The sequence below is a fragment of the Herbiconiux moechotypicola genome, from assembly GCF_024979255.1.
Classification (GTDB): Bacteria; Actinomycetota; Actinomycetes; order Actinomycetales; family Microbacteriaceae; genus Herbiconiux; species Herbiconiux moechotypicola.
Genome location: NZ_JANLCN010000001.1, coordinates 501,165 through 520,953 on the forward strand (window position 1 = coordinate 501,165; position 19,789 = coordinate 520,953).

Sequence of the window (19,789 nt, forward strand, 5' to 3'; positions counted from 1 at the left end):
TCGAGGTGGAGGCCTGACATGACGGAAACCACCACCGCGTCCACCGCGACCCTGCGCCGTCTGGTGCCGAGACTCTTCTCGCGCGCCCAGCCTGCCGGTGCGGTCGACACGGTGATCCGCACGGTGAGGGCCAACCACCCGAAGGCCGACGTCTCCATCCTCGACCGGGCCTACGCGACGGCCGAGAAGGCCCACGAGGGTCAGAAGCGCCGCAGCGGCGAGCCCTACATCACGCATCCGGTGGCCGTGGCCCAGATCCTCGCCGACCTCGGCCTGGGGTCGAAGGCGGTCGCGGCGGCTCTGCTGCACGACACCGTCGAAGACACCGACTACTCGCTCGACATGCTGCGGCACGACTTCGGCGACGAGGTCGCGATGCTCGTCGACGGGGTGACGAAGCTCGACAAGGTCAAGTACGGCGACAGCGCCCAGGCCGAGACCGTGCGCAAGATGATCGTGGCGATGTCGCGTGACATCCGGGTGCTCATCATCAAGCTGTGCGACCGCCTCCACAACGCGCGCACCTGGGGATTCGTGGCGGCCGAGTCCGCGCAGCGCAAGGCCAAGGAGACGCTCGAGATCTACGCGCCCCTGGCGCACCGCCTCGGCATCCAGTCCATCAAGTGGGAGCTCGAAGACCTCTCTTTCGCCGTGCTCTACCCCAAGCTCTACGTGGAGATCGAGAACCTGGTGCGCCAGCGCACTCCGCAGCGCGAGGAGTACGTGCAACAGGTCATCGACGCCGTGAGCGACGACCTCAAGTCGGGGCGCATCCGCGGCAAGGTGGTGGGGCGCCCCAAGCAGTACTACTCGATCTATCAGAAGATGATCGTGCGCGGCCGCGAATTCGACGAGATCTACGACCTCGTCGGCATCCGGGTGCTCGTGAACTCGGTGCGCGACTGCTACGCGGTGCTCGGGTCGATCCACGCTCGGTGGAACCCCATCCCGGGCCGCTTCAAGGACTACATCGCCACGCCGAAGTTCAATCTCTACCAGTCGTTGCACACGACGGTGATCGGCCCCGGTGGGCGGCCGGTCGAGATCCAGATCCGCACCAACGAGATGCACCAGCGTGCCGAGTTCGGTGTGGCCGCGCACTGGAAGTACAAGGAGCGGGTGAACGGGGGCAAGGCCGCCGCCGGCGCCGCCACCTCGGCCGACACCGACATGGCGTGGCTCGCCCGTATCTCCGACTGGCAGGCGGAGACGGTCGACCCGGGGGAGTTCCTCGACTCGCTGCGGTTCGAGATCGGTGCGAAGGAGGTCTACGTCTTCACCCCGAAGGGCAAGGTGGTGGGCCTGCCCGCCGGTGCCACGCCGGTCGACTTCGCCTACGCCGTGCACACCGAGGTGGGGCACCGGACCATGGGTGCCAAGGTCAACGGCCGGCTCGTGCCGCTCGACTCCACTCTCGGCTCCGGCGACGTGGTGGAGATCTTCACCTCGAAGAACCCCGATTCCGGACCATCGCAGGACTGGCTGAGCTTCGTGCAGAGCCCCCGCGCGCGCAACAAGATCCGCCAGTGGTTCACCAAGGAGCGGCGCGACGAGGCCATCGAGCAGGGCCGCGACGCCATCGCGCGCGCGATGCGTAAGCAGAACCTGCCGTTGCAGAAGCTCATGAACCAGGACTCGATCGCCGAGGTCGCGTCGCAGATGCACTACGACAACGTGTCGGGTCTGTACGCAGCCATCGGCGAGGGGCACATCTCGACCCAGTCGGTGATCGAGAAGGTCATCGCGTCGCTGCAGACCGAGGTCGAGAGCGACGACTCCGATCTCGACGTGTTCGTGGGCAACCGCCCTCGCGTGACCCACAGCGACTCCGGCGTGCTGGTGCGCGGCGCCCCCGACATTCTCGTGAAGCTCGCGAAGTGCTGCACCCCGGTGCCCGGCGACGACATCGTCGGTTTCGTCACGCGCGGCTCGGGAGTGTCGGTGCATCAGGCCGACTGCCACAACGTCGCATCGCTGCTCACCGAGCCCGAGCGCATGATCGACGTGGAGTGGGCGCCGTCGTCGAAGAGCGTCTTCCTGGTGCAGATCCAGGTGGAGGCCCTCGACCGTTCGGGACTGCTCTCCGACGTCACCCGCGTGCTCTCGGAGCACCACGTGAACATCCTCTCGGCCTCGGTCAACACCTCGAGCGATCGACTGGCCCTCAGCCGCTTCGTGTTCGAGATGGGCGACACCACCCACCTCGACCGCGTGCTCAATGCGGTGCGCCGCATCGACGCCGTCTACGACGTGTACCGCGTCACGGGGGGATGAGGCACAGGGGGCTGAGGCACGCGGGCTGAGTCACAGCAGCTCGTCGAGGCGTGCGAGCGCTCGTCTGGTGTGCGGCACGCGGAACGACCGGGTGAGTGCCTCACGCACACCGTCGGCGCCGCCCTCGGCGGCCAGCACCAGCGTGGCGATGCAGCGCCGGGCCGCACCGTCGGGCGGCGGGCCCGTGCGCAAGAGATCGAGGGCGGTGCGGTGGGCCGTCGTGACCCGCAGCGGGCCGGCCTGTTCGGTGTCACCGCGACGCAGCGTGACCTGGCGCACGAGTTCGCCCGCACTCGGCCGCACGCGCGCCCGGTGAGCTCCGTCGATGCACAGCTGCAGTCGCCGAGGTTTCAGAGGCGTGGCCCCGTGCACCCAGGCGGCGGTGAGCCGTTCGACGACGTGACCCGGTGGCACACGCGCCTGGAGTGCCTCGCCACGCAATCCGGGCCCCGCCCGCAGGTCGGTCGGAAGGAAGAGTTCGTCGAGGGGCGCCAGCTCACCGTCGAGGCGTGCCGCGTGCAGTTCGGCGAGCGGCAGGTCGGAGCTGTCGAGCAGGAGCGGGAGACGAGGTGTCATGCGACGATGATCGCATCGAGTCCGCGACGATGCACCGCGCATCCGTCGGCCTGTGGACAACCTCAGGCCTGTGCACAGGATGCTCAGCCGAGCGCGTCGAGCCACACCTTCCGTGCGTCGAGCGCCTCCTGCAGCTTCTTCGCCTTCTTGCTGTCGCCGGCGCTCGTGGCGTCGTCGATCTCGCGCTGGAGCTTCTCGATCGCCCCGGTGAGCTGCGCGGCGAGCCCCTCGGAGCGCGCCTTCTTCTCGGGGTTGCTCCGGTTCCAGTGCTCCTCGTCGAGCTTGCGCACCGCCGCCTCGACCTTGCGCAGCCGGTCTTCGACCACGCGCACGTGCTCGCGCGGCACCTTGCCGATCTCGTCCCACCGACGCTGGATCGAGGTGAGGGCGTCGCGGGCCTTCTGCCGGTCGGTCTCCTTCAGCAGCGGCTCGGCCTCGTCGAGGAGCGCCAGCTTGAGGGTGAGGTTCTCACCGAACTCGCCCTCCTCACGGGCCACCACCTCGTTGCGGGCCGAATACAGCACGTCGCCGGCGGCCTTGAATCTGTCCCAGAGCGCGTCGTCGTACTTACGCCCCGCCCGGCCGGTGTTCTTCCACTCCGCGAGCAGCTCGCGGTACGCACCGATGCCGTCGACGCCCTTGGGCGCGAGGGCCTCCGCCCGCTCCACGAGCGCCTGCTTGCGGGTGCGGGCGTCGCGGTGCACCTGGTCGAGCTCGGCGAAGAACGCCTTGCGCTGGGTCTCGAGCGTGGTGCGGGCCTCGCGGAATCGCTTCCACAACTCCTGGGCTTCGGCACGCGGGATGCGCGGACCCTCCTGCTGGTGCTTCTGCCAGCGGGCGAACAGCTGGTCGATGGAGGCCGTCACCGACTTCCACTGCGCCTTCGCCGGATCGTGCGCGGCGAGCGTCTCGATCTCGGTCACGATCGCGGTGCGGTCGTGGATCGCCTGCTGCACCTCGGCCTCGGCCTCGGCCGACTGCTTCTCGGTGATCTCGCTCACGGTGGAGGAGAGCGCCTCGAGCCGGGTGCGGAGCGCGGCCAGGTCGCCGACGGCGTTCGCGGTCTCGACGGCGGAGCCGAGCGAGGCGACTGCCTTGGCGATGTCGGCGGCGGGAGCCCCGCGGCGCGCGCGCTGCTCGAGCAGCGTCACCTGGCCGGCGAGGTCGGTGTACTTGCGCTCGAAGTAGGCCAGCGCCTCTTCTTTGCTGCCGTCGGGGTACTGGCCCACGAGGCGCTCACCCGAGGCCTCGATGACATAGACGGAGCCGTCGTCGTCGACTCGCCCCCACGGGTTCTGATCGGTGTCGGTCACTGCGTCATTCCTGTCGACGATGTCTGGAGTACGGCCACCAGCCTATTGCACGGTGACGCCGCTGATCACGGCCGGGGCGACGGGCTGTCCGTCGGAGGCGCCGTCGACCACGCCCTGGGCGATCACACCGGCGTCGAGCGCGTCGAGCCCGCTGGTGACCTGCCCGATGACGGTGTAACCACCGGCGGTGTCGGTGGGCAGCGTGGTGTCGTCGTAGACGATGAAGAACTGGCTGCCCATGCTGTAGCCGTTGTCGCCCTGCCGCGCCATCGCGATGGTGCCGGCCGGGTAGACGTTGTCGGCCGGGGCGTTCTCGACCGGCCCGTAGCTGTAGCCGGGCCCGCCGGTGCCGGTACCCGTCGGGTCGCCGCACTGCAGCACGAACAGGCCGCTCGTGGTGAGCCGGTGGCAGGCGGTGCCGGTGAAGAAGCCCGACTGCGCCTGGTCGATGAACGCCGAGACGGCCTGGGGCGCGGCGGCGCCGTCGAGCGAGATGGCGAGCGGGATGTCGTCGATCGTGAGCGTTCCCGTCCAGGTACGGCCCTCGGCGAGGTCGGCCGACGGCACGTCGCCCGTGTTCTCGCCCGTGGCGGCGGTCTCGCTCGGCGACGGGGTCGAGGTGGCCGAGGCGGAGGCGACGGGGGCGCCGGGGCCGTCGCTGAAGTAGAACACCTGCGCGGCTGTGACGCCGGCGAGCAGCAGCACCACCACGACGGCGGCGATCGCGTTGTCGCGCACGCGGCGGCGACGCCTCTCGGAGTACGCCTGCTGGCGTGCCTGGTAGTCGCGCAAACGGGTGCGGGCCTCGCGCGCTGCGCGCTCCTGGCTGCTGGGTGCCACGGATCCTCCTGTGTCGTGCACGGGCCCGGCGGTGTCGGCCCATCACAGTACCCTAGACGTATGGCCCATCAGCAGGCCGGACTGCACTCCGGCGCGGTTCCGCTCGCCGTGCGCATGCGCCCGCGCAGCCTCTCCGAGGTGGCGGGTCAGCGCCACCTCCTGCGCCCCGGTTCACCCCTGGTCAACCTCGCCTCCGACACGGCGGGCACGAGCGGTTCGGTCTCGGTCATCCTCTGGGGCCCGCCCGGCACCGGCAAGACCACTCTCGCCCAGGCCATCGCCCACTCCTCGGGCCGAAAGTTCGTCGAGCTCTCCGCCGTCACGGCCGGTGTCAAAGACGTGCGGCAGGTGATGGACGACGCCTTCCGCAACCGCGACCTCTACGGCCTGTCGACCGTCCTCTTCCTCGACGAGATCCACCGCTTCACCAAGGCGCAGCAAGACGCGCTGCTCCCGGGCGTCGAGAACGGCTGGGTCATCCTGGTGGCGGCCACCACCGAGAACCCGTCGTTCTCGGTCATCTCACCCCTCCTCTCGCGCTCGTTGCTGCTCACCCTCGAGCAGCTCACCGACGACGACCTGGGCGTGCTCGTCGACCGGGCGGTGACGGATGCGCGGGGCCTGGCCGAGCGGGTGCGTCTCGACGAGGAGGCTCGGGCCGCGATCATCCGGATGGCTTCGGGCGACGCCCGGCGCGCCCTCACCGCCCTGGAGGCGGCTGCGGGCACGGCCCTCGCCGGCGTCGCCGACGACGTGGCGGAGCCTCCGCTCATCACGGCCGAGACCGTCGCGCAGTCGGTCGACCGGGCGCTCCTGCGCTACGACCGCAATGGAGACGAGCACTACGACGTCATCAGCGCGTTCATCAAGTCGGTGCGGGGCTCCGACGTCGATGCCGCACTGCACTACCTCGCCCGCATGATCGAGGCGGGGGAGGATCCGCGATTCATCGCCCGGCGCGTCATCATCCTGGCGTCAGAAGACATCGGCATCGCCGACCCGCAGGCGCTCCCCATCGCGGTCGCGGCGGCCGAGGCGGTGCAGATGATCGGCATGCCCGAGGGGCGCATCCCTCTCGCCGAGGCCGTGGTCTACCTGGCCACCGCGCCTAAGTCGAACGCGGCCTATCTCGGCATCGACGCCGCGATCGCCGACGTGAAGGCGGGCGCGTTCGGGCGGGTGCCGAAGCACCTCCGAGACGCCCATTACGCCGGGGCCAAGCGTCTCGGCCACGGCAAGGGCTACAAGTACCCCCACGACGACACACTCGGTGTCGTGCGCCAGCAGTACCTGCCCGACGAACTGACCGGCACGACCTACTACACGCCGACCGATCACGGCCACGAGCGCGAGGTGTCGGCACGCCTGCAGAAACTGCGCGACATCACGCGCGGAAAGCGAGATTAGGGGCACTCGCTGTGCTAATCTGGTCGCTGCCTAATCAGCGTCTATTCGGAGCGGCTGCCGATCGACGATGATGACGGGATCGTGTTCTTTAGCCGAACCGCCCGGCAGACACCCCTCTTACTTGTGGCTCCCGTGGAGCCTGGGCGCACGCGTGCGCCCGATCCCATCTCGTAAGACTTCAACGAAAGGACGTCAGTGGCTACCAAGTCCCGTACGCGCAGCAAGACCCGCCTCTCCCGGGCCCTGGGCATCCCGCTCACCCCGAAGGCGGCCAAGTACCTCGAGAAGCGTCCCTACGCTCCGGGCGAGCACGGCCGCACCAAGCGCAAGGCCGACAGCGACTACGCGGTGCGTCTCCGCGAGAAGCAGCGTCTGCGCGCCCAGTACGGCATCCGCGAGAAGCAGCTCCGCATCGCGTTCGAGGAGGCCCGTCGCACCCAGGGCCTGACCGGTGAGAACTTGGTCGAGCTGCTCGAGATGCGTCTCGACGCCCTCGTGCTCCGTGCCGGCTTCGCCCGCACCACTGCGCAGGCTCGCCAGATGGTCGTGCACCGCCACATCCTCGTCGACGGCAAGCTCGTCGACCGTCCCTCCTTCCGCGTGAAGCCGGGTCAGCTCATCCACGTCAAGACTCGTTCCGAGGGCTCCGAGCTCTTCCAGGTCGCGGCCGCCGGCGGTCACGCCGAGGTGCTGCCGAAGGTTCCGGCCTACCTCGACGTCGAGCTCGACAAGCTGCAGGCGCGCCTCGAGCGCCGCCCGAAGCGCGCCGAGGTCCCCGTGACCTGCGAAGTGCAGCTCGTGGTGGAGTACTACGCCGCCCGGTAACGAGCGTCGTCACGACATACTAGAGAGCGGGTCGCCCCACGGGTGGCCCGCTCTCGTCGTCTATCAGCACGTCATCATCAGAGAGGCAGCCGCACATGACCGGTGGAGACATCGCTGGACTCATCGCCGCAGGCGTGTTCGCCGTGCTGGTGGGACTCATCGCCATTCCGTTGATCAAGCTCGGGGGAGTGTTCGACCAGACCCGCGACTCGATCAAAGACGTCAGCGACGGCATCACGCCCATCCTGGCCGAGTCGACCGTCACCGTGCAGGAGGCGAACAAGCAGCTCGCGCGCGTCGACGTCATCACCCGCAACGTCGAGGAGGTGACGGGCAACGTGTCGTCGCTGGTGGCGCTGTTCGCGGCCTCCGTCGGTGGCCCGCTCATCAAGCTCGCTTCCTTCAGTGCCGCCGTGCGCGCCGGCATCCTGGGCTTCCGCGGTGACAAGAAGAGCCGCCGCGCGGCGGGCGACTAAACTGACCGAAGATCCGAGCCCGGCGACAACCGAGCCCGACACGAACGAGGAGAACGCAATGAAGAAGGTCCTGTGGCTGATCGCCGGCATCGGCATCGGTTTCGTGGTGGCGCACCAGGTGAACCAGACCTCGGGCGGCAAGAAGTTCTTCGCCGAGTTCGACAAGAAGACCAAGGAGTTCAGCGACTCGCTGGTCGAGGGCTACCGCGAGCGTGAGGCAGAGCTCCGCGCCGCGATCGCCGACGCCGGCGAGAAGCTCTCCAAGTAACCCCCGTTCCACCCACCCCGAGGATTCCCGCAACTCCATGCAGACCGCCGACATCCGCTCCCGCTGGCTCGACTTCTTCGGGAGCAGAGGCCACACCGTCGTGCCCTCCGCCTCGCTCGTCTCCGACGATCCGTCGCTGCTGTTCACGGTGGCCGGCATGGTGCCGTTCATCCCGTACCTCTCCGGCCTCGTGCCGGCGCCGTACCCGCGCGCCACCAGCGTGCAGAAGTGCATCCGCACCCTCGACATCGAAGAGGTGGGCAAGACCACCCGTCACGGCACGTTCTTCCAGATGAACGGCAACTTCTCCTTCGGCGACTACTTCAAAGAGGGCGCCATCTCCTACGCCTGGGAGCTGCTCACCACGAGCGAGGCCGATGGCGGTCTCGGCTTCGCCGAGCGCGACCTCTGGGTGACCGTCTATGAAGACGACGACGAGGCCATCGACATCTGGAAGCGGGTCGCCGGGCTTCCGGATGCGCGCATTCAGCGCTTCGGAAAAGAAGACAACTACTGGTCGACCGGGCAGCCAGGCCCTGCGGGCCCGTGCTCCGAGATCTACTTCGACCGCGGCCCCGCGTACGGCGCCGAGGGCGGTCCTGCGGCCGACGAGAGCCGCTACATAGAGATCTGGAACCTCGTGTTCATGCAGTACCTGCGGGGCGAGGGCACCTCGAAGACCGAGTTCGAGATCCTGGGCGAACTGCCCAAGAAGAACATCGACACCGGCATGGGCCTCGAGCGCGTGGCCTTCCTCAAGCAGGGTGTCGAGAACCTCTACGAGATCGACCAGGTGCGCCCGGTGCTCGACCGCGCCTCCGCGCTCGCCGGCCGCCGCTACGGCGCCGACCACGACGACGACGTGCGGATGCGCGTGGTCGCCGACCACGTGCGCAGTGCCCTCATGCTCATGAGCGACGGGGTCACCCCGTCGAACGAGGGTCGCGGCTACATCCTGCGCCGCCTGCTGCGCCGCACGGTGCGCTCGATGCGGCTGCTCGGGGTCGACACGGCCACGATGCCCGAGTTGCTCACCGCGTCGCGCGACGCCATGAAGGCCGCCTATCCCGAGGTGGCGACCGACTTCGACCGCATCTCGCGGGGCGCCTACGCCGAGGAGGAGTCGTTCCTGCGCACCCTCACCGCCGGCACCACCATCCTCGACACGGCCGTGTCGGAGACCAAGCAGAAGGGCTCGCCGTCGCTCGCGGGCGACACGGCGTTCCTGCTGCACGACACCTACGGCTTCCCCATCGACCTCACGCTCGAGATCGCGGAGGAGTCGGGGCTCGCGGTCGACCGGGTGGCCTTCGAGTCGCTCATGTCGGCCCAGAAGCAGCGTGCCAAGGCCGACGCGAAGGCGAAGAAGCTCGGCATCACCGACCTCAGCGTCTACAGCCCGTTCCGCGCACTCGGCGAGACCGTGTTCCGCGGCTACGACGAGCTCGAGGCCGAGTCATCGGTGCTCGGGCTGATCGTGAACGGCCAGTCGGTCAGCTCGGCCGTGGCGGGCGAGCAGGTCGAGGTCATCCTCGCCGAGACCGCCCTCTACGCCGAATCGGGTGGCCAGGAGGCCGACGCCGGCACCATCGTCGGAGACGGCTTCGAGCTCACGGTGCTCGACGTGCAGAAGCCCGTGAAGGGGCTCATCAGTCACCGCACCGAGGTCACGAGCGGCCAGGTCGCCGTCGGCGATCTCGCCCGCAGCGTGGTCGATCGTGGCTGGCGCCGGGGTGCCACCCAGGCGCACTCGGCGACCCACCTCATCCACGCCGCCCTCCGCCAGACGCTGGGTCAGGAGGCGCACCAGGCCGGCTCGTACAACAAGGCGGGCTACCTGCGCCTCGACTTCGGCTGGAGCCAGCCGCTGTCGGCCGAGACCCGCACCGAGATCGAGGAGATCGCCAACCAGGCCATCCGCGACGACCTCGAGGTGGTCACCCGCGAGCTGCCGCTCGACGAGGCCAGGTCGCTCGGCGCGATGGCGCTGTTCGGCGAGAAGTACGGCGACGTGGTGCGCATGGTCGACATCGGCGGGCCGTGGTCGCGCGAGCTGTGCGCCGGCACCCACGTGGCCTCGAGCGCCCAGATCGGGCTGATCAACCTGCAGGGCGAGTCGTCGATCGGCGCCACCAATCGTCGCATCGAGGCGCTCGTGGGCGTCGACGCCTTCCGCGAGTTCGCCGCGGAGCGCGCCCTGGTCGCGCAGCTCACCTCGTCGTTGAAGGCCCCGCGCGACGAGATCGCCGGCCGCATCGCCGATCTGAGCGCCAGCCTCAAGGCGGCTGAGAAGACCATCGCCGCCTTCGAGGCGGACGCCCTGCGGGGGAGGGTTCCCGCCCTGGCCGCCACCGCGCGGCCGGCGGGCGCGGTCACCCTGGTGACCACCGACCTCGGTGACCTGCGCTCCGCCGACGACCTGCGTCAGCTGGCGACGGGCGTGAGGGAGACGCTGCTCGCGGGCGGCTCGGACGCCGCCGTGGTCGCGCTCGGCGCGGTCGCGGGCGGCAAGCCCGTCGTGATCGTGGCCACCACGGAGGGCGCTCGCGCAGGCGGAGCGAAGGCGGGCGCTCTCGCCAAGCTCGCAGCCGGGGTGCTCGGCGGCGGCGGAGGCGGCAAGGACGACCTCGCGCAGGGCGGTGGCACCGATCCGGCGGCAGTGCCCGCCGCCCTCGACGCGGTCGCGACCGCCGTGGCGGGCTGAGGCCGGGCTCCATGCGCAGCGGGGTCCGGATCGGCATCGACGTGGGGAAGGCCCGCATCGGGGTCGCCCGCACCGACCTGCACGGCATGCTCGCGACGCCCGTCGAGACCGTTCCCCGCTCACCGGAGGGGGACCGGACCGACCTGGCGCGCATCGTGAGCATCGCCGCCGAGCTCGACGCCCTCGAGTTCGTGGTGGGTCTGCCGCTGGCCATGAGCGGCTCCGAGACGGCCTCGACCCAGGATGCGCGGGGCTTCGCCGAACGCCTCGCCGCCGAGTCGGACATCCCGGTGCGGCTGGTCGACGAGCGCCTCACCACGGTCTCGGCCCAGTCCGCCCTCCACCGCTCGGGGCGTACCACCAAGAACTCCCGCTCTGTGATCGACCAGGTCGCTGCGGTTATACTCGTGCAGCATGCGCTCGATTCGGAGCGCTCGTCAGGTAGACCAGCCGGCGCCCTCCTCATCCCGAACCCTGGAGAAGGCAGTGACTGAGCGACAGACCCCCGCCGACCATCCGTTCGCCGAGTTCTTCCGTCCCGACGCTGCCCAGGGCACACGACCCGCGACCACGACCCCCTCGCGCCGGGACTCCCGGCGTGCCGACTCCCGGGCCACGCAACACAGGTCGTCGTCGAGCGGCCGTTCCGGTCACGGCGGTCGCTCCGGAGGATCGGGCGGAACCGGGGGAGGCCGCCGCAAGCGCCGCTGGCTGGTGCCCACCATCACCATCGTCGTCATCGTCGGGCTCCTCACCGGCGCCGGGGTGTTCCTGTTCAACACCTTCGGAGCCCAGGTGCAGTCCCTCCTCGCCGGCAACCAGGTGGAGGACTACGAGGGCTCGGGCACGGGTGAGGTGATGTTCGTCATCAACGACGGTGACGTGGGCGAGACCATCGGCGACAACCTCGCCGCCCAGGGCATCGTGAAGAGCTCGGCGGCGTTCTACCAGCTGCTGCTCGCGCAGTCGGAGGCTCCGGTGTTCCAGGCCGGCACCTTCAAGCTGGCCGAGCAGATGAGCGCGCAGTCGGCCCTCGACGCCCTCATGAACTCCGAGAACAAGGTCGACTACACCGTGACGATCCCCGAGGGGTCGAGCGCGGCGGGCATCTATCAGGAGCTCGCCGACGTGACCGGCCTCCCGATCGAGGAGTTCCAGGCCGTGGGCGCGAACTACGCCGCCCTGGGCGTTCCCGCCGAGGCCCCGTCGATCGAAGGCTTCCTCTTCCCCGCCACCTACGTGTTCCAGCCGGGGCAGACCGCCGCCGACATGATCACCACGATGGTGCAGCGCACCTTCCAGTCGCTCGACGCCGCCGGGGTCGCCCCCGAGGACCGTCTGCGGGTCATCACCTTCGCCGCCCTCATCCAGAAGGAGGCGGGCAGTGTGGAGGACATGGCGAAGGTCGCCCGCGTGTTCCAGAACCGGCTCGACGACGGCTGGAACCTCGAGTCCGACGCCACCATCGCCTACGGCGCCGGGCACAGCCGGGTGGAGACCACCCAGGCCGAGCGCGAAGACCCGTCGAACATCTACAACACCTACCTCTACCCGGGACTGCCCGCCGGCCCCATCTCCAACCCCGGCGACGATGCCATCAACGCCGTGCTGCACCCCGCCGACGGACCGTGGATGTTCTTCGTGACCGTCGACCTCGACACCGGCGAGACCGTGTTCTCGGAGACGGTCGACGAGCACGCCGCGGCGGTGGAGCGCCTGCAGGAGTGGTGGGCCGCGCATCCCGAGATCGAGTAGCCACATGGGCTCCACCTTCTTCGACGACGAGAGCGACCGGCTGCACCTGCCGTACCGCCTGGCGGTGCTGGGCTCGCCTATCGCGCACTCGCGGTCGCCGCTGCTGCACCGTACCGCCTACTCGGTGCTCGGGCTGCCGTGGAGCTACGACGCGATCGACGTCGACTCGGCATCGCTGCCCGGCTTCGTGGCAGGGCTCGACGCGGGCTGGCGGGGACTGTCGCTCACCATGCCGCTCAAGGAGACGGTGCTGCCCCTGCTCGACTCGATCGACACAGTGGCCACCGCCGCGGGCGGGGCGAACACGGTCCTGGTGACCCATCACGACGGGCGGCGACGGCTCGACGGCTTCAACACCGACGTGTACGGGATGCGCGAAGCGCTCGTGCGGGCCGGGATCGACTCGGTGCGCCGCGTGGCGGTGATCGGCGGGGGAGCGACCGCGCGCTCGGCCGTGGTGGCCGCCGCCCAGCTCGGCGCCGAGCACGCCGACGTGGTGCTGCGCTCACCGGCCAAGGCGGCCTCGGTGGTCGAATCGGCACGCCTGGCGGGGCTCAGCTCGTCGGTGGTGGCGCTGCGCGACGAGTCCGCGGTGAGGGCGCTCGGCGCCGATCTCACCATCAGCACCCTCCCGGGTGACGCTGCTGCGACCCCTGCCCTGGCGCACGCCGAGGGCCTGCACGCCGCCCCGCTTCTCGACGTGGCCTACCACCCCTGGCCGAGCGCACTCGCCGGGCTCTGGGAGAGCAGAGGGGCCCGAGCCGTGCCGGGCCTGGCCATGCTCGCCCACCAGGCCGTCGCCCAGATCCGCATCTTCGTGCACGGAGACCCTCTCGTGCCCCTCCCCGACGAAGAGCGCGTCACCGCATCCCTGCTGGCCGCACTCGATCTCAGCGCCGAGGGGGCACCGCTCTGATCGACGGCCCCTGCTGGTGAGGTGCCGAGGTGCGGCGCTCTAGACTGGGAGCATGCTCCGTTGGCTCACCGCCGGCGAATCCCACGGTCAAGAACTCATCGCGATCGTCGAGGGACTCCCGTCCGGCATCCCCGTCACCCTCGATCGGCTCCGTGCCGACCTCGCCCGCCGCAAGCTCGGCTACGGGCGTGGCGCACGCATGAAGTTCGAGCAGGACGAACTCACCCTGTCGGGCGGCGTCGTGCACGGCAAGACCCTCGGCAGCCCGGTCGCGGTGCGCATCGGCAACACCGAGTGGCCCAAGTGGACCGAGGTGATGGGCGTCGAGCCCCTGGCCGAAGACCTTCCGGGGCGTGGGCGCAGCGCGCCGCTCACCCGGCCCCGGCCCGGCCACGCCGACCTCGTGGGCATGCAGAAGTACGACTTCGACGAGGCCCGGCCCATCCTCGAGCGCGCGAGCGCCCGCGAGACGGCCGCCAGGGTCGCCCTCGGCGCCGTCGCGAAGGCCTTCCTCGAGGAGCTCGGCATCGAGCTCGTGAGCCACACCCTCGCCATCGGGCCCGTCCGCGTGCCCGAAGGTGCTGCGTTGCCGGTGCCCGCCGACGTCGACGCGCTCGACGCCGACCCGGTGCGCTGCTTCGACGCCGCCACCAGTGCGCTCATGGTCGCCGAGATCGACGACGCCCACAAGGAGGGGGACACCCTCGGCGGCGTCGTGGAGGTGCTCGCCTACGGGCTGCCGCCCGGGCTCGGGTCGCACGTGCACTGGGACCGCCGGCTCGACTCGCAACTGGCCGCCGCCCTCATGGGCATCCAGGCGATCAAGGGTGTCGAGGTCGGCGACGGGTTCGAGACCACGCGCCGCCGCGGCTCCGCCGCCCACGACGAGCTCTACCGGCAGGACGGCGTCATCTCGCGCGAGACCGACCGCGCCGGTGGCACCGAGGGCGGGATGTCGACGGGAACCGTGCTGCGCGTGCGCGCCGGCATGAAGCCCATCGCCACGGTTCCGCACGCGCTGCACACCATCGACGTCGCCACCGGAGAAGACGCCGCGGCGCACCACCAGCGCTCCGACGTGTGCGCCGTGCCCGCCGCCGGCGTCGTGGCCGAGGCCATGACCGCGCTGGTGCTCGCGAACGCCGTGCTCGAGAAGTTCGGAGGCGACTCGGTGGGCGAGACCCGCCGCAACCTCGAGTCGTACCTCGCCGCCATTCCCGAGGCGCTGCGCACCGGAGTGGTGAACGCCGACGGCGTGCAGGTATGAGGTTCGTGCTGATCGGCCCGCCCGCGGCCGGCAAGACGCGCATCGGCAAGCGCGCCGCGCGCATCCTGGGCGTGCCGTTCGTCGACACCGACAAGCTGATCGAGGCCGAGCACGGCGCCATCCCCGACATCTTCTCGTCGCGAGGTGAGCCGCATTTCCGCTCGCTCGAGCGCGCGCAGGTGGTGAAGGCGCTGAGCGCCGACGCCGTCGTGGCGTTCGGCGGCGGCGCGGTGCTCGACGCCGACACCCAGCGCGATCTGGAGAGCGTGCCGGTGCTGCTGCTGACCGTGCGGCCCGAGGCGGTGGAGAGCAGGCTCGGCAACGGCAAGCGCCCGCTGGTGCCCGATGTGGAGTCGTGGATCAGGGTCTACGAGCGCCGTCGCGAGCTCTACCAGCGGCTCGCCGACCACGTGATCGACTCGTCGTTCCGGCCCACAGACGAGGTGGCCGCCGACATCGCCGACTGGGCCAGGAGCCCCGAGGCCGCGCACAAGGCCTCGGCCCACAGCACGAAGGAGTACACCCGGTGAGCACCGACGTCACCGCCATCCCCGTCACCGGAGACGACCCCTACGAGGTGCTCGTCGGCCGGGGCATCCTCGAGTGCGTCGCCGACGGCCTCGGCCCCGGCGTGAAGAAGGTGCTCGTGGTGCACCCGCCCACGCTCGCGGCCCGCGCCGCCGAGCTGCGCGAATCGCTGCTCGGGCGCTACGAGGTGCTGCTCGCCGAGATTCCGGATGCGGAGGCCGGCAAGCGCGTGGAGGTCGCGGCCTTCTGCTGGCAGGTCATGGGCCAGGCCGACTTCACGCGCACCGACGCCGTGATCGGCTTCGGCGGGGGTGCCGTGACCGACCTCGCGGGATTCGTGGCCGCCACGTGGCTGCGCGGCGTCACGCTCGTGCAGGCGCCCACCACCCTCCTGGGCATGGTCGACGCCGCGGTCGGCGGCAAGACCGGCATCAACACCAACGAGGGCAAGAACCTCGTGGGAGCGTTCTACGCCCCGAAGCTCGTGGTGGCCGACCTGGAGCTGCTCGACGGCCTCGCCCGCAACGAGATCCTGGCCGGGTTCGGCGAGGTGGTGAAGTGCGGTTTCATCGCCGAGCCTGAGATCCTCGACATCATCGAGGCCGACGTCGAGGTGGCCACCGACCCGCGTTCGCCGGAGCTCCGCCGGCTGGTCGAGCTGTCGATCGGGGTGAAGGCCCGCGTGGTCTCGAGCGACTTCAAGGAGGCCGGGCTCCGCGAGATCCTCAACTACGGGCACACCCTCGGGCACGCCATCGAGCACGCCGAGCGCTACCAGTGGCGGCACGGCGCGGCGGTGGCGGTGGGCATGATGTTCGCGGCCGAGCTGTCGCGGCTGACCCGCTCGCTGCCGGAGCCGGTCGTCGACCGCACGCGCCGCATCCTCACCTCACTCGGGCTGCCCACGAGCTACCCCGCGGGTCGCTGGAACACGCTGCTGGCCACCATGCAGCGCGACAAGAAGTCGCGGGGCGGGATGCTGCGGTTCATCGTGCTCGACGACGTGGCCCGCCCGACCGTGCTGCAGGGGCCGGAGACGGCCCTGCTGTTCGCCGCCTACCAAGAGATCGCCTCCTAGGGGGCCGCCATGTCGGGAGTGACCATGTCGCGAGTGCTCGTGCTGAACGGACCCAACCTCGGGCGGCTCGGCAGCCGCGAGCCCGACGTGTACGGGTCGCAAGACCTGCCGGCGCTGCAGGCGCTGCTCGAGGCCGACGCCGCGGGGCGCATCGCCATCGACCTCCGGCAGACCAACGACGAGGCCGAGCTGATCGGCTGGCTGTACGAGGCGGTCGACACCGCGACGCCCGTCATCCTGAACCCTGCGGCGTTCACGCACTACTCCTACGCCCTCCGCGACGCGGCGGCCCTCGTCACCAAGGCGGGCATCCCGCTCGTCGAGGTGCACATCTCCAACCCGCACACCCGCGAGGTCTTCCGGCACACGAGTGTCATCTCGGGGATCGCGAGCGGGGTCATCGCCGGCTTCGGCTTCGGCTCGTACCGGCTGGCACTGCAGTCGCTCCTGCTGCCGGAAGCCTGAGCCGCTACACTCTTTCAGGACCGAAACGCCGGTCACCCCCAGAACCGAACGGACAGAACTCCTCCATGGCTTCAACGAACGACATCAAGAACGGCACCGTGCTGAGCATCGACGGTCAGCTCTGGAACGTGATCGAGTTCCAGCACGTGAAGCCCGGCAAGGGCGGTGCGTTCGTGCGCACCAAGATCAAGAACGTCGTGACCGGCAAGGTGGTCGACCGCACGTTCAACGCGGGCGCGAAGATCGACACGGCCAACGTCGACCGCCGCGACTTCCAGTACCTCTACAAAGACGGCAACGACTTCGTGTTCATGGACTCGACCGACTACGACCAGATCACCATCGGCGAGGCCGTCGTCGGCGACGCCGCGAACTTCCTCCTCGAGAACCAGAGCGTGACGGTCGCCCTCAACGAGGGCAACCCGCTCTACGTCGAGATGCCGGCCTCGGTCGTGCTCGAGATCACCTACACCGAGCCGGGTCTCCAGGGCGACCGCTCGACCGGCGGCACCAAGCCCGCCACCGTCGAGACCGGCTACCAGATCCAGGTTCCGCTCTTCCTCGAGACCGGCACCAAGGTGAAGGTCGACACCCGTTCGGGCGACTACCTCGGCCGCGTGAACGACTAGTGAGCGCCCGCACGAAGGCGCGCAAGCGCGCCCTCGACATCCTGTACGCCGCCGACGTGCGGCAGATCCCCGTGGCCGAGGCCCTCGCGGCCGAGGCGGAGCGCGCCGCCGGCGAGCCCGACCGGCAGAACTCCTGGCTCTACGCCCGCGAGATCGTCGACGGCGTGCTCTGGCACCAGAGCGAGATCGACGAGACGATCGTGAGCTACGCCCAGGGCTGGACGCTCGCGCGCATGCCCACGATCGACCGGGCGCTGCTGCGCATCGCGATCTGGGAGATGCTCTACAACGACGAGGTGCCGGCCGGCGTCGCCATCTCGGAGGCCGTGGAGGCCGCCAAGACGCTCTCCACCGAGGAGTCCTCCGGTTTCATCAACGGCGTGCTCGGCAAGATCGCCCAGTCGGCCTGATCGCAGCCAGCCGCTACACCTGCCGAGACGCACTCGAGTAGTCGCAAAGGGCCCCCATCCGAAGAGGACGGGGGCCCTTTGCGACTGGTGGATCGGTACTACGCGCGACGGCGGGTGCGGATGCGCGTGCCGACGAGGGCGGCGACTCCGGCGGCCAGCACGGCCACCACGCCCGCGATGAGCGGGAGCGGCTCGGCGCCGGTGGCGGCGAGCGACGCCCCACCTGCCTCGTCACCACCGTCGACCGGGGCAGCCGGCGTGGTGGGCGCCGGGGTGGCGGTCGGCGTGGGCGTGGCGACGGGCTCCTCGCCGAGATCGGCGAGGACATCGACGCCGAACGCGGTCGTGGTGCCCGATACCTCGTTGCCGACCAGCAGCATCGGCTCGCCCGTGGGGGAGTCCGCCGCCGCGACGAACGCGAGGCCCTCGGGGCCGAGGTCACCCGAGGCCGACAGCGCCTCCGCCGACTCCGACGGGTCGGTGATCGAGAAGTCGCGGTTGTTCACGTAGGTGACGAACGATGGCGCGGCCGGGTCGGTGACGTCGTAGACGATCACACCGCCGACGCGCTCGAAGCCGATGAACGCGAAGGTGTGGGTGCCGATGCGACCGATCGCGAGGCCCTCCGGCTCGGGCCCCTTGTCGTCACTGCGGTTGTCGAAGGCGACGTCGGTGTGGCTGGAGTTGAAGGCGCCGTCCGGGAGAGCCGCCGCGGTGATCTCCTCGAAGTCGCTGCCCGAGTCGAACACCTGGGTGCCGTCGGCCGCCCAGATCGAGAACGAGCGCGAGCCGAACGCGTAGAGCTCGCTGTAGCATCCGGCGGCCTCGTCGTAGCCGTTGGCGGTGGTGATGTTGAGGCGGCCCAGCTGGTCGTCGGTCACGTAGCCGGCGAGGTCGTCGCACACGGGCGCGAGGCCGTCCTCGCCGAGGTCCTTCACGCGCGCGACCTCGGAGTAGCCCTCCCAGTCGCGGCTGTCGCCCTCGTTGGCCGACACGATGTAGGTCTCGCCACCGGCCTGGTAGCTGCCGATCGCATCCGGCTGGTACATGCCGAGCACCGGCCAGGTGGTGATGGTGATGGCGTCGTCGCGGTCGGAGGCGTCGAACGGCGTGACCGAGAAGTCCTGGAAGCCGAGGGCGTGGATGTCCGTGACCGTGGCGGACGCCACGTCGACGACGGCGAGGGCGTTCGCCTCCTGCAGCGAGACCCAGGCGGTGGTGCCGTCGGCGGAGACGGTGATGTACTCGGGCTCGAGGTTCTCGGAGACGGGGAAGGCCGAGCCCTCGATGCCGCCGAAGATGCGCACGTCGGCGGGCAGCGTCTTCGAACCGCCCTCCTCGAAGGCGTGGAAGCCGGCGGTGGCCACGGCCGACTGCGCGGGGGCCGCGATGCCGGCGGGCACGGTGATGATCGAGACCGAGCCCTCGGGGTCGACCGAGTAGTCCTCGGCGACCTCGCCCTCGTTGGCCACGAGCACGCGGCTGCCGTCGGGCGAGAAGGTCACCATGTCGGGCAGGGCGCCCACGCGCACCGCGCCGAGAGCGGTGCCGTTGCCGGCCGCATCGAAGAACACGACCCAGCCCGCATCGGTCTTCGGGTCGCTCTCGACGGCGAGGGCGACGAGCCCGTCGGCCCGCACGGTGACCGAGTTGGCGACGGCGGAGGCGGGCACGGTCGAACCGTCGGCCGCCTCGACACCCGCGGTGGTGAGGTCGAACAGGTGCTCGGGGGTGGCGGGCGCCGACAGGTCGAGCACCTGAGCCACGCCGGCCTGCGCGTTCACGACGAACGCCCGCCCGGTGGCGCCGTGGAACTGCACGATCTCGGCGGCGCTCTCGTCGAACACCCCGGTCTCGTAGCTGCCGAGCGGGCTGAGCGCGAGCGAGGCGTCGCCGGCGCTGTAGCTGACGGGTTCGGCGGCGGAGGCGGCGAACGCGGCCGTGGAGGTGAAGGCGACACCGGCGAAGGCGGTGGCGGTGGCGAGTGCGCAGAGCGCGACACGGCGGGCGGGCATGGGTCTCCTCGGGAGAATGGGGGGACGGATGGACGTGATGACC

General features: G+C 70.2%; 19 protein-coding genes. 15 read left to right on the forward strand and 4 right to left on the reverse strand.

Translation table 11 applies throughout. The annotated features are described in order from the left end of the window. Positions 1–18: 18 nt before the first annotated feature. Complete coding sequence (locus N1031_RS02385; RefSeq protein WP_259477973.1) at positions 19–2,274, forward strand: RelA/SpoT family protein; 2,256 nt, start codon at positions 19–21, stop codon at positions 2,272–2,274. Positions 2,275–2,304: 30 nt separating this feature from the next. Here the strand turns inward: N1031_RS02385 and N1031_RS02390 are convergent, their stop codons facing one another. From N1031_RS02390 to N1031_RS02400, 3 genes are all read right to left on the reverse strand, one after another. Beyond that, positions 2,305–2,850: a hypothetical protein gene (locus N1031_RS02390; protein WP_259477974.1), complete on the reverse strand. Its 546-nt coding sequence runs from the start codon at positions 2,848–2,850 to the stop codon at positions 2,305–2,307. Between the two features lie 83 nt (positions 2,851–2,933). Continuing rightward, entirely contained in the window at positions 2,934–4,163 is a 1,230-nt protein-coding gene (locus tag N1031_RS02395) for a DUF349 domain-containing protein (RefSeq protein ID WP_259477975.1), read from the reverse strand. 42 nt (positions 4,164–4,205) lie between these two features. Continuing rightward, the gene (locus tag N1031_RS02400; protein WP_259477976.1) at positions 4,206–5,003 is read right to left on the reverse strand and encodes a peptidylprolyl isomerase; all 798 of its coding nucleotides are present in this window, start codon (positions 5,001–5,003) and stop codon (positions 4,206–4,208) included. 60 nt (positions 5,004–5,063) lie between these two features. Here N1031_RS02400 and N1031_RS02405 point away from each other — a divergent pair, with 60 nt between their 5' ends. From N1031_RS02405 to nusB, 14 genes are all read left to right on the forward strand, one after another. Next, complete coding sequence (locus N1031_RS02405; protein WP_259477977.1) at positions 5,064–6,410, forward strand: replication-associated recombination protein A; 1,347 nt, start codon at positions 5,064–5,066, stop codon at positions 6,408–6,410. 195 nt (positions 6,411–6,605) lie between these two features. Then, positions 6,606–7,235: a 30S ribosomal protein S4 gene (rpsD, locus tag N1031_RS02410; protein ID WP_259477978.1), complete on the forward strand. Its 630-nt coding sequence runs from the start codon at positions 6,606–6,608 to the stop codon at positions 7,233–7,235. 95 nt (positions 7,236–7,330) lie between these two features. Beyond that, positions 7,331–7,711 (forward strand): DUF948 domain-containing protein, encoded by a 381-nt coding sequence (locus N1031_RS02415; protein ID WP_259477979.1) that lies wholly within the window; start codon positions 7,331–7,333, stop codon positions 7,709–7,711. Between the two features lie 58 nt (positions 7,712–7,769). Further along, complete coding sequence (locus N1031_RS02420) at positions 7,770–7,979, forward strand: hypothetical protein (RefSeq protein ID WP_259477980.1); 210 nt, start codon at positions 7,770–7,772, stop codon at positions 7,977–7,979. 37 nt (positions 7,980–8,016) lie between these two features. Then, entirely contained in the window at positions 8,017–10,683 is a 2,667-nt protein-coding gene (alaS, locus tag N1031_RS02425; protein WP_259477981.1) for an alanine--tRNA ligase, read from the forward strand. An 11-nt stretch (positions 10,684–10,694) separates the two neighbouring features. After that, complete coding sequence (gene ruvX, locus N1031_RS02430; protein ID WP_259477982.1) at positions 10,695–11,177, forward strand: Holliday junction resolvase RuvX; 483 nt, start codon at positions 10,695–10,697, stop codon at positions 11,175–11,177. Next, on the forward strand, positions 11,170–12,438 hold the full coding sequence (gene mltG / locus N1031_RS02435) for an endolytic transglycosylase MltG (RefSeq protein ID WP_259477983.1): 1,269 nt from the start codon (positions 11,170–11,172) through the stop codon (positions 12,436–12,438). The genes ruvX and mltG overlap by 8 nt, the downstream gene beginning before the upstream one ends. Before the next feature lie 4 nt (positions 12,439–12,442). Further along, positions 12,443–13,354: a shikimate dehydrogenase gene (locus N1031_RS02440; protein WP_259477984.1), complete on the forward strand. Its 912-nt coding sequence runs from the start codon at positions 12,443–12,445 to the stop codon at positions 13,352–13,354. Between the two features lie 52 nt (positions 13,355–13,406). Continuing rightward, entirely contained in the window at positions 13,407–14,621 is a 1,215-nt protein-coding gene (gene aroC, locus N1031_RS02445) for a chorismate synthase (protein ID WP_259477985.1), read from the forward strand. Next, positions 14,618–15,151 (forward strand): shikimate kinase, encoded by a 534-nt coding sequence (locus tag N1031_RS02450; protein WP_259477986.1) that lies wholly within the window; start codon positions 14,618–14,620, stop codon positions 15,149–15,151. Before aroC ends, N1031_RS02450 begins: the two co-directional genes overlap by 4 nt. Further along, positions 15,148–16,227, forward strand: a complete 1,080-nt coding sequence (gene aroB / locus N1031_RS02455; protein ID WP_259477987.1) for a 3-dehydroquinate synthase — start codon at positions 15,148–15,150, stop codon at positions 16,225–16,227. Before N1031_RS02450 ends, aroB begins: the two co-directional genes overlap by 4 nt. Before the next feature lie 24 nt (positions 16,228–16,251). Continuing rightward, positions 16,252–16,692, forward strand: a complete 441-nt coding sequence (locus N1031_RS02460) for a type II 3-dehydroquinate dehydratase (RefSeq protein ID WP_259478060.1) — start codon at positions 16,252–16,254, stop codon at positions 16,690–16,692. A gap of 65 nt (positions 16,693–16,757) precedes the next feature. After that, positions 16,758–17,321: an elongation factor P gene (gene efp, locus N1031_RS02465; RefSeq protein ID WP_259477988.1), complete on the forward strand. Its 564-nt coding sequence runs from the start codon at positions 16,758–16,760 to the stop codon at positions 17,319–17,321. Further along, positions 17,321–17,731 (forward strand): transcription antitermination factor NusB, encoded by a 411-nt coding sequence (gene nusB, locus N1031_RS02470; RefSeq protein ID WP_259477989.1) that lies wholly within the window; start codon positions 17,321–17,323, stop codon positions 17,729–17,731. The genes efp and nusB overlap by 1 nt, the downstream gene beginning before the upstream one ends. Before the next feature lie 98 nt (positions 17,732–17,829). Here the strand turns inward: nusB and N1031_RS02475 are convergent, their stop codons facing one another. After that, the gene (locus N1031_RS02475) at positions 17,830–19,746 is read right to left on the reverse strand and encodes a choice-of-anchor I family protein (RefSeq protein WP_259477990.1); all 1,917 of its coding nucleotides are present in this window, start codon (positions 19,744–19,746) and stop codon (positions 17,830–17,832) included. Between the last annotated feature and the right edge of the window lie 43 nt (positions 19,747–19,789).

What these genes read in the sequence shown, in the direction of transcription:
- N1031_RS02405 (WP_259477977.1), top strand. Translation starts at nt 5,064, where the DNA reads ATGGCCCATCAGCAGGCCGGACTGCACTCCGGCGCGGTTCCGCTCGCC.
- efp (WP_259477988.1), top strand. Translation starts at nt 16,758, where the DNA reads ATGGCTTCAACGAACGACATCAAGAACGGCACCGTGCTGAGCATCGAC.
- N1031_RS02415 (WP_259477979.1), top strand. Translation starts at nt 7,331, where the DNA reads ATGACCGGTGGAGACATCGCTGGACTCATCGCCGCAGGCGTGTTCGCC.
- N1031_RS02460 (WP_259478060.1), top strand. Translation starts at nt 16,252, where the DNA reads ATGTCGCGAGTGCTCGTGCTGAACGGACCCAACCTCGGGCGGCTCGGC.
- N1031_RS02385 (WP_259477973.1), top strand. Translation starts at nt 19, where the DNA reads ATGACGGAAACCACCACCGCGTCCACCGCGACCCTGCGCCGTCTGGTG.
- N1031_RS02475 (WP_259477990.1), bottom strand. Translation starts at nt 19,746, where the DNA reads ATGCCCGCCCGCCGTGTCGCGCTCTGCGCACTCGCCACCGCCACCGCC.
- N1031_RS02440 (WP_259477984.1), top strand. Translation starts at nt 12,443, where the DNA reads ATGGGCTCCACCTTCTTCGACGACGAGAGCGACCGGCTGCACCTGCCG.
- alaS (WP_259477981.1), top strand. Translation starts at nt 8,017, where the DNA reads ATGCAGACCGCCGACATCCGCTCCCGCTGGCTCGACTTCTTCGGGAGC.
- N1031_RS02420 (WP_259477980.1), top strand. Translation starts at nt 7,770, where the DNA reads ATGAAGAAGGTCCTGTGGCTGATCGCCGGCATCGGCATCGGTTTCGTG.
- ruvX (WP_259477982.1), top strand. Translation starts at nt 10,695, where the DNA reads ATGCGCAGCGGGGTCCGGATCGGCATCGACGTGGGGAAGGCCCGCATC.
- N1031_RS02390 (WP_259477974.1), bottom strand. Translation starts at nt 2,850, where the DNA reads ATGACACCTCGTCTCCCGCTCCTGCTCGACAGCTCCGACCTGCCGCTC.
- N1031_RS02450 (WP_259477986.1), top strand. Translation starts at nt 14,618, where the DNA reads ATGAGGTTCGTGCTGATCGGCCCGCCCGCGGCCGGCAAGACGCGCATC.
- aroC (WP_259477985.1), top strand. Translation starts at nt 13,407, where the DNA reads ATGCTCCGTTGGCTCACCGCCGGCGAATCCCACGGTCAAGAACTCATC.